Origin of the sequence: Azohydromonas lata NBRC 102462 (assembly GCF_001571085.1) — a bacterium.
Lineage (GTDB): Bacteria > Pseudomonadota > Gammaproteobacteria > Burkholderiales > Burkholderiaceae_C > Azohydromonas > Azohydromonas lata.
The window spans coordinates 1-12,660 of record NZ_BCTC01000021.1; the positions used below are offsets into that span (position 1 = coordinate 1).

General features: G+C 69.9%; 11 protein-coding genes. 2 read left to right on the forward strand and 9 right to left on the reverse strand.

Features of this window, described 5'->3' with window-relative positions; all coding sequences use genetic code 11:
- On the forward strand, positions 1-1,456 hold a 1,456-nt coding region (locus tag ALA01S_RS09940; RefSeq protein ID WP_169805888.1), incomplete at its 5' end, for a VCBS repeat-containing protein.
- A gap of 239 nt (positions 1,457-1,695) precedes the next feature.
- On the opposite strand, the gene ALA01S_RS09945 is transcribed toward ALA01S_RS09940, so the two are convergent.
- From ALA01S_RS09945 to mhpA, 8 genes are all read right to left on the reverse strand, one after another.
- Positions 1,696-2,016 carry a hypothetical protein gene (locus ALA01S_RS09945; RefSeq protein WP_157118875.1) on the reverse strand — a complete coding sequence of 107 codons (321 nt, stop codon included), beginning with the start codon at positions 2,014-2,016 and terminating at the stop codon, positions 1,696-1,698.
- 130 nt (positions 2,017-2,146) lie between these two features.
- Positions 2,147-3,010, reverse strand: a complete 864-nt coding sequence (locus ALA01S_RS09950; protein ID WP_066335440.1) for an alpha/beta fold hydrolase — start codon at positions 3,008-3,010, stop codon at positions 2,147-2,149.
- A 28-nt stretch (positions 3,011-3,038) separates the two neighbouring features.
- Positions 3,039-4,082, reverse strand: a complete 1,044-nt coding sequence (dmpG, locus tag ALA01S_RS09955) for a 4-hydroxy-2-oxovalerate aldolase (RefSeq protein ID WP_066335443.1) — start codon at positions 4,080-4,082, stop codon at positions 3,039-3,041.
- Between the two features lie 14 nt (positions 4,083-4,096).
- On the reverse strand, positions 4,097-5,041 hold the full coding sequence (locus ALA01S_RS09960; protein WP_066335446.1) for an acetaldehyde dehydrogenase (acetylating): 945 nt from the start codon (positions 5,039-5,041) through the stop codon (positions 4,097-4,099).
- Between the two features lie 11 nt (positions 5,042-5,052).
- The gene (locus ALA01S_RS09965; RefSeq protein ID WP_066335447.1) at positions 5,053-6,033 is read right to left on the reverse strand and encodes a Bug family tripartite tricarboxylate transporter substrate binding protein; all 981 of its coding nucleotides are present in this window, start codon (positions 6,031-6,033) and stop codon (positions 5,053-5,055) included.
- Positions 6,034-6,066: 33 nt separating this feature from the next.
- Positions 6,067-6,855, reverse strand: a complete 789-nt coding sequence (gene mhpD / locus ALA01S_RS09970) for a 2-keto-4-pentenoate hydratase (RefSeq protein ID WP_066335449.1) — start codon at positions 6,853-6,855, stop codon at positions 6,067-6,069.
- A 17-nt stretch (positions 6,856-6,872) separates the two neighbouring features.
- A complete protein-coding gene (locus ALA01S_RS09975; RefSeq protein WP_084267399.1) occupies positions 6,873-7,823 on the reverse strand; it encodes a 3-carboxyethylcatechol 2,3-dioxygenase in 951 nt (316 codons plus the stop codon).
- The gene (gene mhpA / locus ALA01S_RS09980; protein WP_373862987.1) at positions 7,820-9,655 is read right to left on the reverse strand and encodes a bifunctional 3-(3-hydroxy-phenyl)propionate/3-hydroxycinnamic acid hydroxylase MhpA; all 1,836 of its coding nucleotides are present in this window, start codon (positions 9,653-9,655) and stop codon (positions 7,820-7,822) included. The genes ALA01S_RS09975 and mhpA overlap by 4 nt, the downstream gene beginning before the upstream one ends.
- 81 nt (positions 9,656-9,736) lie before the next feature.
- Between mhpA and ALA01S_RS09985 the strand changes: the two genes are divergently transcribed.
- Positions 9,737-10,546 carry a DNA-binding transcriptional regulator gene (locus ALA01S_RS09985; protein WP_066335456.1) on the forward strand — a complete coding sequence of 270 codons (810 nt, stop codon included), beginning with the start codon at positions 9,737-9,739 and terminating at the stop codon, positions 10,544-10,546.
- 51 nt (positions 10,547-10,597) lie between these two features.
- Here the strand turns inward: ALA01S_RS09985 and ALA01S_RS09990 are convergent, their stop codons facing one another.
- Positions 10,598-12,517, reverse strand: coding sequence for an ATP-binding protein (locus tag ALA01S_RS09990; RefSeq protein WP_169805889.1), 1,920 nt, complete (start codon positions 12,515-12,517; stop codon positions 10,598-10,600).
- Positions 12,518-12,660 lie beyond the last annotated feature (143 nt).

Here is a 12,660-nt window from a genome sequence, read left to right on the forward strand (position 1 = left end):
GTCGGCGGTGGCCGCGGGCAGCGGCGGCTTCGTCATCAACGGGCAGGGCGCCAACGACGCCAGCGGCTGGAGCGTGAGCGGCGCGGGCGACGTCAACGGCGACGGGCTGGCCGACCTCGTCGTCACCAGCAAGGTGGACGCCGGCCGCAGCTACGTGGTGTTCGGCCGCAGCGCCACGGCCGCGGTGGACCTGGCCTCGGTGGCCGCGGGCGTTGGCGGCTTCATCATCTACGGGCAGGCCGGCGGCGATGGCAGCGGCTGGAGCGTCAGCGGCGCCGGGGACGTCAACGGCGACGGGCTGGCCGACCTGCTCGTAGGCGCGCCCTATGGCGACCCGGCCGCGGGCACCGACGCGGGCCGCGCCTATGTGGTGTTCGGCCGCAGCAGCAGGGCCAGCGCGGACTTGGCAGCGGTGGCCGCGGGCAGCGGCGGGGGCTTTGCGATCAACGGCTTGGCCGGCGGCGACGGCAGCGGCTACAGCGTCTCGAGCGTGGGCGACGTCAACGGCGACGGCCTGGACGACGTGATCGTGGGCGCGCCCTACGGCGATCCGGCCGCCGGTGTCAACGCCGGCCGCAGCTACGTGGTGTTCGGCCGCAGCGGCATGGCGGCGGTGGAGCTGTCGGCGGTGGCCGAGGGCCGTGGCGGCTTTGCCATCGCCGGGCAGTCCCCGGACGACGCCAGCGGCCTCAACGTCAGCGGGGCGGGCGACGTCAACGGCGACGGGTTGGCCGACCTGATGGTGAGCGCGCCCGGCGCCGCCGTGGGCACGCGGCTGGGCGCCGGGCGCACCTGGGTGATCTTCGGCAGTACGGGCGGGGCGTTCCAGCAGAGCGCGGTGGACCAGTTCGGCACGGCCGGGGCGGACGCGCTCAGCGACGGCGGCACGGCGCAGACCCTGGTGGCCGGCGCGGGCGACGACACGCTCACGGTCACGGCTGCCAGCGTGCTGCACGGCGGCGCGGGCAACGACCGCTTCGTCATCGACGCGACGATGGTGCAGGCGCTGCAGGCGCCGCTGGGCAGCGGCGGCAACGTGGACCGGCTCGCGCGCGTGGACGGCGGTGGGGGCTTGGACACGATCGCGCTCTCAGGCGCCGGCCTTGCGCTGGACCTCACCAAGGTGGCCGGCGCGGCCGCGGGCGACCTCGACGGCGGCAGCCGCATCGCCGGCGTCGAGCGCATCGACCTCACCGGCAGCGGCGACAACACGCTGACCCTCAAGGGGTCCGACGTGCTGGACATCGCGGGCTTCAATGCCTTCGGGAGCAGCGGGCGCCACCAACTGCTGGTGGCCGGCGATGCGGGCGACACGGTGAACCTGGCCGACAGCGCGGGCACCGCGGGCTGGACGTCGGCCGGAACCACCACCTTCAGCGGTGCCACTTACGCGATCTGGAACCACAACACCGCGCTGGCCACGGTCTACGTGGCATCGGCGGTGGCGGTGATCTGATTCCAATTCGTTCTCCACACTGAAATGACCTCGTCACACCCGCGCAGGCGGGTGTCCACGAGTACCGGGCGGCTTCCCGGCGTGCGTGGATGCCCGCCTTCGCGGGCATGACGGGAAAAATCTCAGCTTCGAACGAGAAGTCGAATGAGGCGGGCCACGATGTCCAGGGGAGCCGTTGCCTGACCATCGCAACGGCTTGCGGCGCCGGTGCCCGTCACCAGTGCCGCTTTTTCGTGCGCCTACTCCGGCTCGATGCCCGCGGCCTTGACCAGCCTGCCCCGCGTGGCGAGCTCCCCCCGCACCAGCTCGGCCAGCGCCTGCGGCGTGCTGGCGGGCGGCACCAGTCCGGCCTGCTCCAGGGACGAGCGCACGGCATCGTCCGCCAGGGCCTTGTCGATCTCGGCGTACAGCCGCGCCTGGATAGGCGCGGGCAGGTCGTAGGCAAACCTGCGCGCCAGGTCGACGTTGGTGGCCTGGGTTGGCGCAGCGCGAGCTGCCATCAGCGGCAGGCTTGCCAGCAGCGCCAGCACGCCTCGGCGGTGCAGCCTTGTCAAATTCATGGGCGCCTTTCGTGCAAAACGGCTGCAGCGCAGCGGCTGCAGCGCCGTCGTCGCCACGGAGACCCCGGGCGCGCGACGGCGCATGCGTATGGAGGAAGAGAAGGGCGCAGCGTGACCCGCCGCCCGCCCTTCAGTGCGCCAGGAAGTCCAGCACCATGCGGTTGAACTTGTCGGCGTGCTCCCACTGTGCCCAGTGGCCGCAGCGGCTGAAGACGTGCAGCTCCGCGTTCTGCAGCCCCGCCACCAGGCGCAGGCCCGTGTCCAGCGGCACGAAGCGGTCGTCGCGGCCCCAGATCACCAGCGCCGGCGCCTTGATCTCGCCCAGGCGGTGGCCCACGTCGGGGAACTGCTTGGGGTTGGCCTCGGCGCTCTTGACGAAGTTCTCCAGGTGGTCGCGGCGCGTGAGCATGTTGTCCAGGCGGGCCTGGAACAGCGCTTGCGTGAGGCTGCTCGTGTCGTACACGAACACGCTCATCATGCGCTTGAGGTTCTCGATGGTGGGCTGCCGGTACAGCGCGCCGATGAGCTTGATGCCCTCGGTGGGCATGGGCACGAAGGAGCTTGCGCCGCCGGTGCCGCCGCCCATGAGGATCAGCTTGCCCACGCGCGCGGGGTTGGCGAGCGCGAAGGCCACGGCGCTGTGCCCGCCCATGGAGTTGCCGACCAAGTGGGCCTTGTCCAGGCCGATGGCGTCCATCAGCCCCTTGAGGGCGCGGGCGTTGAGCTCGGAGCGCGAGCCGGTGCACACGATGGGGTCGCTCTTGCTCCAGCCCGGGCAGTCCATGAGGAGGACGCGGTAGCCCGCGGCCACCAGCGGCTCGATGTTGCGGTTGAAGTTGGCCCAGCCGCTGGCACCGGGGCCCGACCCGTGCAGCATGACGACGGTCTCGTCGCCGCTGCCGCAGTCGTTGTAGTGGAGCTGGAGATCGAGGTCGCCTTCCTGGATGCGCACGAAGCGGCTGGTGGAGGCTTCGGTCAGGGGGGTGTTGCTCATGGCGTGTCTTTCAAAAGGTGGAGAGCGATCAGGCGGCTTGCGCGGCCGTGCGGCCCTTGTCGCGGGCCTTGAGCAGGTCCAGCGCCACGTCCACGATCATGTCCTCCTGGCCGCCGACCATGCGCCGCCGGCCCAGCTCCACCAGGATGTCCACGGTGGAGAGGCCGTACTTCCTCGCCGCGGCCTCGGAGTGGCGCAGGAAGCTGGAGTACACGCCCGCGTAGCCCAGCGCCAGCGTCTCGCGGTCCACGCGCACCGGGCGGTCCTGCAGCGGGCGCACGATGTCGTCGGCCGCGTCCATCAGCCGCATCAGCTCCGTGCCGTGGTTCCAGCCCAGGCGCTCGGCCGCTGCGATGAACACCTCCAGCGGCGCGTTGCCCGCCCCAGCGCCCATGCCGGCCAGGCTGGCGTCGATGCGGTCGCACCCTTCCTCCACCGCGACGATGGAGTTGGCCACGCCCAGGCTCAGGTTGTGGTGCGCGTGCATGCCCGTCTGCGTCTCGGGTTTCAGCGTGTCCTTGAAGGCGCGGAAGCGCTCGCGCACGTCCTGCATGCCCAAGGCGCCGCCCGAGTCCACGACGTAGCAGCAGGTGGCACCGTAGCTTTCCATGAGCTTGGCCTGCTCGGCGAGCTTTTGCGGCGTGGTCATGTGGCTCATCATCAGGAAGCCCACGGCTTCCATGCCCAGGTGGCGCGCGTACTCGATGTGCTGCCTGGAGATGTCGGCCTCGGTGCAGTGCGTGGCCACGCGCACGATGCGCGCGCCGGCCTCGTAGGCGGCCTTGAGATCGTGCACGGTGCCGATGCCCGGCAGCAGCAGCGTGGCGATCCTGGCGTGTTTCACCACGCTGGCCACGGCCTCGATCCATTCGAGGTCGGTGTGCGCGCCGAAGCCGTAGTTGAAGCTGCTGCCCTGCAGGCCGTCGCCGTGGGCGACCTCGATGGAGTCCACCTTGGCGTCGTCCAGCGCCTTGGCGATCTGCGCGGCCTGCGCCACGCTGTACTGGTGGCGGATGGCGTGGCTGCCGTCGCGCAGCGTCACGTCGGAGATGTAGAGCTTCTTGCCGTTCATGGTGGTGGTCTCCTTCAGGCCGTGAGCGGCTGCAGCAGCTTGGCCGCCATGCTCTCGGCGGTGCGCAGCGCGGCGCTGGTCATGATGTCGAGGTTGCCGGCGTAGGACGGCAGGTAGTGCGCGGCGCCTTCGACCTCCAGGAAGATGCTGGTCTTCAGGCCCGCGATGCGGCCCACGCCGGGAATGAGCAGCGGCTGCTCGATGCGGTCGAACTGCACCTGCTGCTTGAGCCGGTAGCCCGGGACGTAGGCCTGCACGTCGGCGGCCATGCGCTCGACCGAGGCGGCAATGGCCGCCTCGTCGGCGAAGTCCGAGAGCGTGTAGACGGTGTCGCGCATCATCAGCGGCGGCTTGGCCGGGTTGAGCACGATGATGGCCTTGCCCTTGGCGGCCCCGCCCACGGCCTCGATGGCCTTGGAGGTGGTTTCGGTGAACTCGTCGATGTTGGCGCGCGTGCCCGGGCCGGCGCTCTTGCTGGAGATGGAGGCGACGATCTCGCCGTAGTGCACCTTGGCCACGCGGCTGACGGCCGCCACCATGGGGATGGTGGCCTGGCCGCCGCAGGTGACCATGTTGACGTTCCTGGCGTCGAGGTGCTGCTCGCCGTTGACCACGGGAATGCAGTACGGGCCAATGGCCGCGGGCGTGAGGTCCACCATGCGGATGCCGGGCTTGAGGCTGCGCAGGAAGGCGTCGTTGCTGACGTGCGCGCCGGCCGAGGTGGCGTCGAAGACGATGTCGATGTCTGCGAACTGCGGCAGCCGTGCCAGGCCTTCGACGCCCTCGTGGGTGGTCGCCACGCCCAGGCGCGCGGCGCGCGCCAGGCCGTCGGAGGCTGGGTCGATGCCCACCATGGCGCCCATTTCCAGGTGTTTGCCGTGGCGCAGGATCTTGATCATCAGATCCGTGCCGATGTTGCCGCTGCCGATGATGGCGGCCTTGAGCTTGGTGCTGTTCATGGGTGGGTTCCTCAATCGACGGACGCGCCGCTCGTCTTGACCAGCGCGCTCCAGCGCGTGATCTCTTCCTTCATGAAGCTGCCGAAGGCTTCGGGGCTCATGGGCATGGGCTGGAGGCCCTGGTCGGTGAAGCGCTTGACCACGTCCGGGCTGTGCAGCGCCTTGGCCAGCGACTCGTTGAGCCGGGCCACGGCGGACGCGGGCGTGCCGGCCTTGACCACGGCGCCGAACCACACGCTGGCGTCCACGCCGGTGGTGCCCAGCTCCTGCAGCGTGCGCACCTCGGGCAACTGCGCCGCACGCTTCGTCGCGGCGATGGCCAGGGGCTTGAGCTTGCCGCTCTGGATCAGCGGCGCGGTGGTGATGACGGGATCGAACATCAGGTCCACCTGGCCGCCCATGAGGTCCTGCAGCGCCGGCGCCGAGCCCTTGTAGGCGACGTGGTGGAAATCGCCGCCGCTGCGGCTGCGGTAGAGCTCGCCCAGCAGGTGGCCGATGGAGCCCACGCCCTGCGAGGCGAAGTTCAGGCCACCGTCCTTCTTCTTGCTGGCGGCCACCAGATCGGCCACCGAGTTGACCGGGCTGTTCTTGGGCACGACCAGCACCAGCGGCGAGGAGATCAGCGCCGTGACGGGCTGGAAGTCCTTGAGCGGGTCGTAGGTGAACTTGCGGAACAGCGTCGGGTTGACGGCGAACATCTCCGTGGCGGCGACGAAGAGCGTGTGGCCGTCGGCCGGCGCGCCCTTGACGGTCTGCGCGGCAATCTGGCCGCCGGCGCCGGGCTTGTTGTCCACGATGACGGTCTGGCGCAGGTCCTCCTGCAGCTTGCCGGCAAGCACGCGCGCAATCTGGTCCGTGACGCCGCCAGGCGGAAACGGCACGACCAGCGTGACGGGCTTGCTCGGGAAATCCTGGGCGACGGCCGCTCCGGCCAGTGCCAGGGTGGCCGCGGCGGCCAGCGCACCCAGGGTGAAACGACGGGTAGGGTTCATGGCGAATCCTTTGGGGTGGTCTCTGAAGAGGTGTCAGGCGGCGCAGAAGCACGCGCGCACGCTGCCCACGCCCTCGATGCGGGCCTCGAAGCGGTCGCCCGGCTGCACGGCGACCATGGGGCCCAGGGCGCCGGTGAGCACCAGGTCACCCGCGCGCAGCGGCTGGCCCAGCGCGGCGAGCTTGCGTGCCAGCCACACGGCGGCGTTGAGCGGGTGGCCCAGGCAGGCCGCGCCGCTGCCGCTGGAAACCGTCTCTTCGCCGCGCGCCATGGACATGGCGCACAGCTTGAGGTCCAGGCCGTCGAGCTTCGTGGGCACGCCGCCCAGCACCACCAGGCCGCTGGAGGCGTTGTCGGCCACGGTGTCCGTGTAGCGGATGTTCCAGCGCGCGATGCGGCTGCCCACGATCTCGATGGCCGGCAGCACGTAGGCGGTGGCGTTGATCAGCTCGACGAGCGTGGCGTCGGCGGCATCCACATCGCGCGAGAGCACCAGCGCCACCTCGGCCTCGACCTTGGGCTGCAGCGTGCGCGACAGCGGCACCTCCTCGTCGTCGCCATAGAGCATGTCGGCGAAGAGGGTGCCGAAGTCGGGCTGGTCCACGCCGAGCTGCTTTTGGACCGCGGGCGAGGTCAGGCCGATCTTGCGGCCGACGATGCGCCGGCCCTGCGCCAGCGCATGCTCGACGTTGGCCTGCTGGATGGCGTAGGCGATGCGGCCTTCGGGGTCCGGGCCGATCTCGTCGCGCAGCGGCTCGACGGGCTCGCGTTGGGACTCGGCCTGGCGCAGTCGCTGCGCCCATTCGGTGATGCGGGGATCCATGTCTTCTCCTGGGTGGTTCAGGCCTGCAGGCACAGCAGGCCGAAGCCGGCGATGTATTCGGGGATGGCCTGGTAGTGGCGCAAGGTGCAGCGCGGTTCGCGACCGGCAGGCAGCGCGCTGCGCGCCACCAGCCAGCTCTTGGATTCGTGGGCCGAGAGGCCGGCCTCGCGCTCGATGCTGTCCTCGCTGAGTGCGCACAGCGCATCAAGCGCGGCGCCGCCGGTTTCCAGCGCATCCATCCAGCGCGCGTCCCAGGCCGGGTTGAGCGGCTTGATGGAGCCGTCCCCCGCGGCCAGCGCGCGGCCCGCGGCCATCACGCGCTGGGTCTTGGCGTCGCGCTCGGCCGGCGTCGGCTCGCGGCGGAAGGTGATGCGCTCCCGCACGGCCGGGTCCGGATGCGCCAGCGTGGGCACCGGCGGCTCGTGCGAGAGGCCCCCCGAGCCGATGAGCAGCGTGCGCTTGGGGCAGTCGTCCAGGAAGCGGCCGATGGCCTGGCCGAGCTGGCGGCAGCGGCGAAGGCGCGGGATGCCCGGCTGGGCCACGGCGTTGACGAACAGGGGCAACACCGGCGGCGTGTCCAGGCTGCCCCACAGCAGTTGCAGCGCCTGCGCGAAGCCGTGGTCCACCTGCATGCGGCGCGAGACGGCGAGGTCGAAGTCCTCGTCCATCAGGCGCTCGGCCAGCGCCAGCGCCATGTCGGCGTCCACATGCAGCTTGCCGGGCGGCGTGAGGTAGTCGCCCACCGAGCGCGCGGCCGTGCCGATGCAGAACGGCGGCATCAACTCGTTGAAGAAGCCGTTGTAGTGGTCGGGCGCCACCAGCACCACGAGCTCGGCCCTGAAGGCCTGCACCTGCTCGCGTGCCTGCGCGATGGCGTTTTGCAGCGCGGCCTCGACCGGCGCCGCCACCGGGTTGAGGCCCATCAGCGGCGAATGGGACAAGCCCAGGAAGGCGCGGTCCATGCTCATGCGGCCTCCGCCAGCGCAGGCAGCGATGCGGCGGCGGGCTGCGCCACCAGCGGCATGGCCATCACGTCGGCCAGCGCGCGGGTGGTGGCGTCCACTTCCTGCGGCGAGCACAGGGCGGCCACGAAGCGGTCCGGGCGGATGAAGACCACCGAGCTGGGCTGCTGTGCGAACCAGGCCTTGAGCCGGTTGCCCACGTCGCCGATGCAGGTCACGCCGCGGCGGTGGTCGCTGTGGTGCGCCATCTGTACCGCGGGCTTGACGGTGATGAAGCGCGCCCCCAGCCGCTCCCAGAAGGCCCGCGACGGCGCGCTCATGCCGTGGGTCGGGTCGGTGCCCCAGGCCACGATGGCGAAATTCAGGCCAATCACCTCGTCCAGCAGCCGCGCCTGTCCGTCCGCGCAGAGCACGCGGGGCTGGATGAACATGCGCCCCACGGCCGTGCCCTCGTCGGCCTGCCGGCCGTGGACGAGGCGGTGCACGGGCGAGCCTTCCTTCTCGGCCATCAGGCCGAGAAGGCGGCCCAGGGCCGAGCCGCCCGCGCGCTCCAGCATCCGCGCCAGCAGCCCGTTGGGCGCCGCCGCGACACTCGTCAGCACGGCACCCTGCCGGTAGCGCGGCATGGGCTTGAAGCGCATCTCGACGATGTAGCGCTTGGCCGAGGGCAGCCGGTTGAGCGCCAGCGTCAGCCCGTCGCGCAGCTTCGCGCCCCAGCGGCTTGAGGGCGCGAAGATGTCGCCCGCAACCTCCGAGAGGTGGATCATCGAGCGTGCATGGCTGCGCCGCTCCAGCGTGTAGCTGTCGAGCAGCCGTTCACCGGCCAGGCCCTTGACCACGTGCGCCAGCTTCCACGCCAGGTTGCTGGCGTCGCGCAGGCCGCTGTTGTAGCCCTGGCCCTGCCACACCGGCATGATGTGCGCCGCATCCCCCGCCAACAGCACGCGCTGCACGCGGAACGTGGCCGCCAGCCGCGCGTTGTGCGTGTAGACGCGCTTGCGGATGTAGTCCACCTTGTCGGGATCGGCCACCACCTTGCGCATGAGGCGCGCCATGTTCTCGGGCCGGGACAGCTCTTGCTCCGTCTCGCCCGGCATCACCATGAACTCGAAGCGCCGGATGCCGTGCGGCAGCGCTGCCGAGACGTAAGGGCGTTCGGGGTCGCAGTGCATGTAGACGTGCGGCGTGCCCAGCGGGTCGTTGCGCACGTCCACCACGATCCACTGGTTGGGCTTGGTGCGGCCCTCGAAGGGCACGTCCAGGCCGCGCCGGATGAAGCTGTTGCCGCCGTCGCAGGCCACCAGGTAGCGCCCACGTGCCTGCCGCGCCCCTGCGGCACCCTGGAGCTGCAGCGTCACGCCGGCCTCGTCCTGCGTGAAGGACGCGACCTCGTGGCCGAACAGCACCTGCACGTGCGCGAAACGCGCCAGGCCCTGGAACAGGAGCTCGTCGATCTGCGGCTGGATGAAGGCGTTGCGGCGTGCCCAGCCGAACTCGTCGGTGCGCGGGTCGATGTCGGCAAAGCAGCGCCCGCTGCCGGTGACGAAGCGCATCGCATGGTCGGGCGTGATGTGCGCCTGCACCTGGGCGGCCAGGCCGGTGGCCTGCAGCGTGCGCAGCGACTCGTCGTCGATGCCGATGGCGCGGGGGTAGTCGATGATGCGGTCAAGCTTCTCCACCACCAGCACCCGCACGCCGTAGAGGCCCAGGGTGTTGGCAATGGTCAGCCCGACCGGACCGGCGCCGACGATGAGCACGTCGGCGTCGAAGCGGGTGGGGTGGGTGGACACGGCGGTCTCCTTCAGGATCCGAGCGGCGTCGCGCCGCGGTGGCCGCAATGTCCTTGCGCTGGATCAATGCGTAAACTGCGTGCACCAGGTGCACGTTTGCGCCTGGGTTAACCCGGAGCAAAGCCCGCCATGCCCTCCACAGCCGGCGACGACGAAGGCATCTACAAGGAGGTGCGCGGCCTCTCGCGCGGCCTGGCGGTGCTCAAGGCCTTGAACCGGCTGCCCGGGGGCATCGGCAGCACCAGCGAGCTCGCGCGCCTGTGCGCGCTGGACCGCACCACCACCAAGCGGCTGCTGGAGACGCTGCGCGCGCAAGGCTTCGTGCGCCAGGGCGAAAAGGAAGGGCAGTACTACCTGACCTTCGAGGTTCGGCGGCTGAGCGAGGGGTTCGAGGACGAAGCCTGGGTGGCGCGCATCGCTTCGCCGGCCATGCAGGCCGCCGTGCGCGAGCTGGTCTGGCCCTGCGACCTGGGCACGGCCGAGGCGGGCTTCATGGTGGTGCGCGAGTCCACGCACCGCTGGAGCGCGCTGTCGCAGCACCGGGCCATGATCGGCGAGAAGATGCCGCTGCTGGAGACGGCCATTGGCCGCGCCTACCTGGCCGCGGCCGACGAGGCCGAGCGCGAGGCGCTGCTGGAACTGCTGCGCCGCCGTGGCGATCGCCTGGGCGAGCTTGCGCGCGACGGCGCCTTCGTGCAGCGCCTGATCGCGCAGACGCTGGAGCGCGGTTACGCCATCAACGAAGGCGAATGGCTGCAGCAAGCCGACTTCGCCGCCGTGGCCGTGCCGGTGCATGCCGGGCAGCGGTTGCTGGCAGCACTGAACCTGGTCTTCCCCAAGGCCGCGGTTTCCGAGCGCGATCTGCAGGAACGCTTCGTGCCGGCGCTGCGGCGCTTGGGGGACGCCATCGGCCGCGGCAGCCGGGCGTGGATCGAGTAGTCGATGGCAGCCTCCGACCGAGGCGCCGTGTCCGCGTTAGCCGTCCGACCACTACGAAAGCGCCCGCGCCAGCGAAGCCAAGTCGTAGGGCTTGCGCATGACGGGGAAGCCTCGCGCCTTGGCCGTGTCGGCAGCGTCGCTGTAGCCTGTTACGAGCAGGATGACGAGATCCGGCTGCACGGCTCTGGCGCGGTGTGCCAGCTCGACGCCGTCGAGGCCACCAGGCATGACGATGTCGGAGATGAGCAGCCCCGGACGAAAGCCGTCATGCAGCAGCGCCAGTGCCACGGACGCATCCGGGGTCTGGCGCACGATGCAGCCGCTTGCGCGAAGCAGCTGTGCAGAGGCTTCCCGCACATCGTCGTTGTCGTCCACCAGCAGCACGACCTGGCCCGTCCGCAGCGGGTGGGCGGCTCGCGGCGGGAGGTCGTGATTCGTCGGCTCGGCATGAATGGGAAAGGACATGGTGACTGCCGTGCCGCGGTCTGGCTCACTTTCCACGCTGACGCTGCCGCCGCTGGCGGACACGAACCCATGCACCTGCGGCAAGCCCAGACCGGTTCCCTTGCCGGGCTCCTTGGTGGTGAAGAAGGGCTCGAATGCCCGTTCGCGCAGCTCCGCGGTCATCCCGTAGCCGGTGTCGCGTACCTGGATGTCGATGCTCACCGTGCCATCGGGGCGTGGAACCTGTCGCACCCCGATGGCCACTTGCCCACCCTCGGGCATGGCGTCGCGAGCGTTGGTGACGAGGTTGGTCAAGGCGATCTCAAGCTCCAGAGCGTCCACCGCGATGTGTGGCAGACCCGGCTCGACGTCGATGAGAAGCTCATGCCGCTTTGCCAGCAGCGCCCGCAGGCCTTCGGCGATGGAGAGGAATATCTCGGTCAGGTCCAGCGGCCGGGCGTTGTGATGGCGCCGGCCCGACAGCAGCGTGAGCTGGCGGGTGAGCGCCTCTGCCTTGCGCACGTTGCGCCGGATCACGTCCACATCGGCGTCGACGGCGCTGCCTGCGCGTCGCTGCAAGAGCGCCAGGCGCGCGATGACGACTTGAAGGATGTTGTTCAGGTCATGTGCCAGGCCGGCCCCCAGCTGCCCAACCGCTTCGAGTTTCTTGGCTTGTGCGAGCTTGACCTCCGCGCTCTCACGGCGATGGATCTCCGCCTGAAGTCCTTCCGTGCGAAGTTGAAGCATGGCGACCGTGCTGGCCAGGTCCATATGCAAGTTGCGGAAGTGCCTTGCCAACAGCACCAGCACGACGGCGTTCGCAATGACGCCCTCGATCCGGGTGGCGTACCAGGCCAGCGTGTACCTGCCGCCGCTGAACGTGCTCAACCAGACAGCGGTGGCTTCAGCCACCAGCACAAAAACGAGCCAGACAAATATGGAGCGGCTCCAAAGCCGCAGCCGCCAAATCATCAACACGGCGGCAACCGCCAGCACTGCCGCCGCATACGCCCCCTGGCGGCTGAGCGCGCTGAACATCTCCCGGCTGGATACGGTTGCCAAGGCTGCAGCGTCCGTCAGTTGGGATGCAAAGAAGAACGCAACCGCCGACAAGACGGCCAAGACAGAGGGCAGCGAGCTGGTGTTGCTGCGTGCGGCCATCTGGTCCCGGGATGAGGCCAGGACCGCCCAAAGGACGAATCCTGCAAAGCCGGCCCGCCAGACCATGAACAGCAAGCTCACCGCATGCGGCGATCCAACGACAGCCCGGTCATCGAGCACCGCGCCAGGGTAGGTCAGCACGTGAGCCATCGCCATCAGGGCGCCAAAGAGATAGGCCGCAGCAATGATGGCGTGCGAGCGCGGTTGTCTTGGCGCTGACGCCAGCAGCCAAAACGTGGCCAGGTCGATTATGGCGGTCGCTGTCCCATACATGCCACTGATGTGAGGAAGCGGTGCGAAGGGATGCGTGGCGAACGGCAGCATCAGCGCAGCCAGTCCAAGGACTGCGATGGTCAGCAGCAACACCAATCGCTGCTGTGAGCGGCTCGCCAGATCCTCTACGACGTCCGAATGTGTCACGGTGATGTGCGCTTCCTGTGCCAGGGCGCGCGGATTGTCGCTTGCGCGTGGCTTGTGCTTCCGACGCGCTTGGCGCGGGGAGTTTCTGC

Coding starts and splice junctions, on each gene's coding strand:
- ALA01S_RS09945 (WP_157118875.1), bottom strand. CDS start 2,016: ATGAATTTGACAAGGCTGCACCGCCGAGGCGTGCTGGCGCTGCTGGCA.
- ALA01S_RS09950 (WP_066335440.1), bottom strand. CDS start 3,010: ATGAGCAACACCCCCCTGACCGAAGCCTCCACCAGCCGCTTCGTGCGC.
- dmpG (WP_066335443.1), bottom strand. CDS start 4,082: ATGAACGGCAAGAAGCTCTACATCTCCGACGTGACGCTGCGCGACGGC.
- ALA01S_RS09960 (WP_066335446.1), bottom strand. CDS start 5,041: ATGAACAGCACCAAGCTCAAGGCCGCCATCATCGGCAGCGGCAACATC.
- ALA01S_RS09965 (WP_066335447.1), bottom strand. CDS start 6,033: ATGAACCCTACCCGTCGTTTCACCCTGGGTGCGCTGGCCGCCGCGGCC.
- mhpD (WP_066335449.1), bottom strand. CDS start 6,855: ATGGATCCCCGCATCACCGAATGGGCGCAGCGACTGCGCCAGGCCGAG.
- ALA01S_RS09975 (WP_084267399.1), bottom strand. CDS start 7,823: ATGAGCATGGACCGCGCCTTCCTGGGCTTGTCCCATTCGCCGCTGATG.
- ALA01S_RS09985 (WP_066335456.1), top strand. CDS start 9,737: ATGCCCTCCACAGCCGGCGACGACGAAGGCATCTACAAGGAGGTGCGC.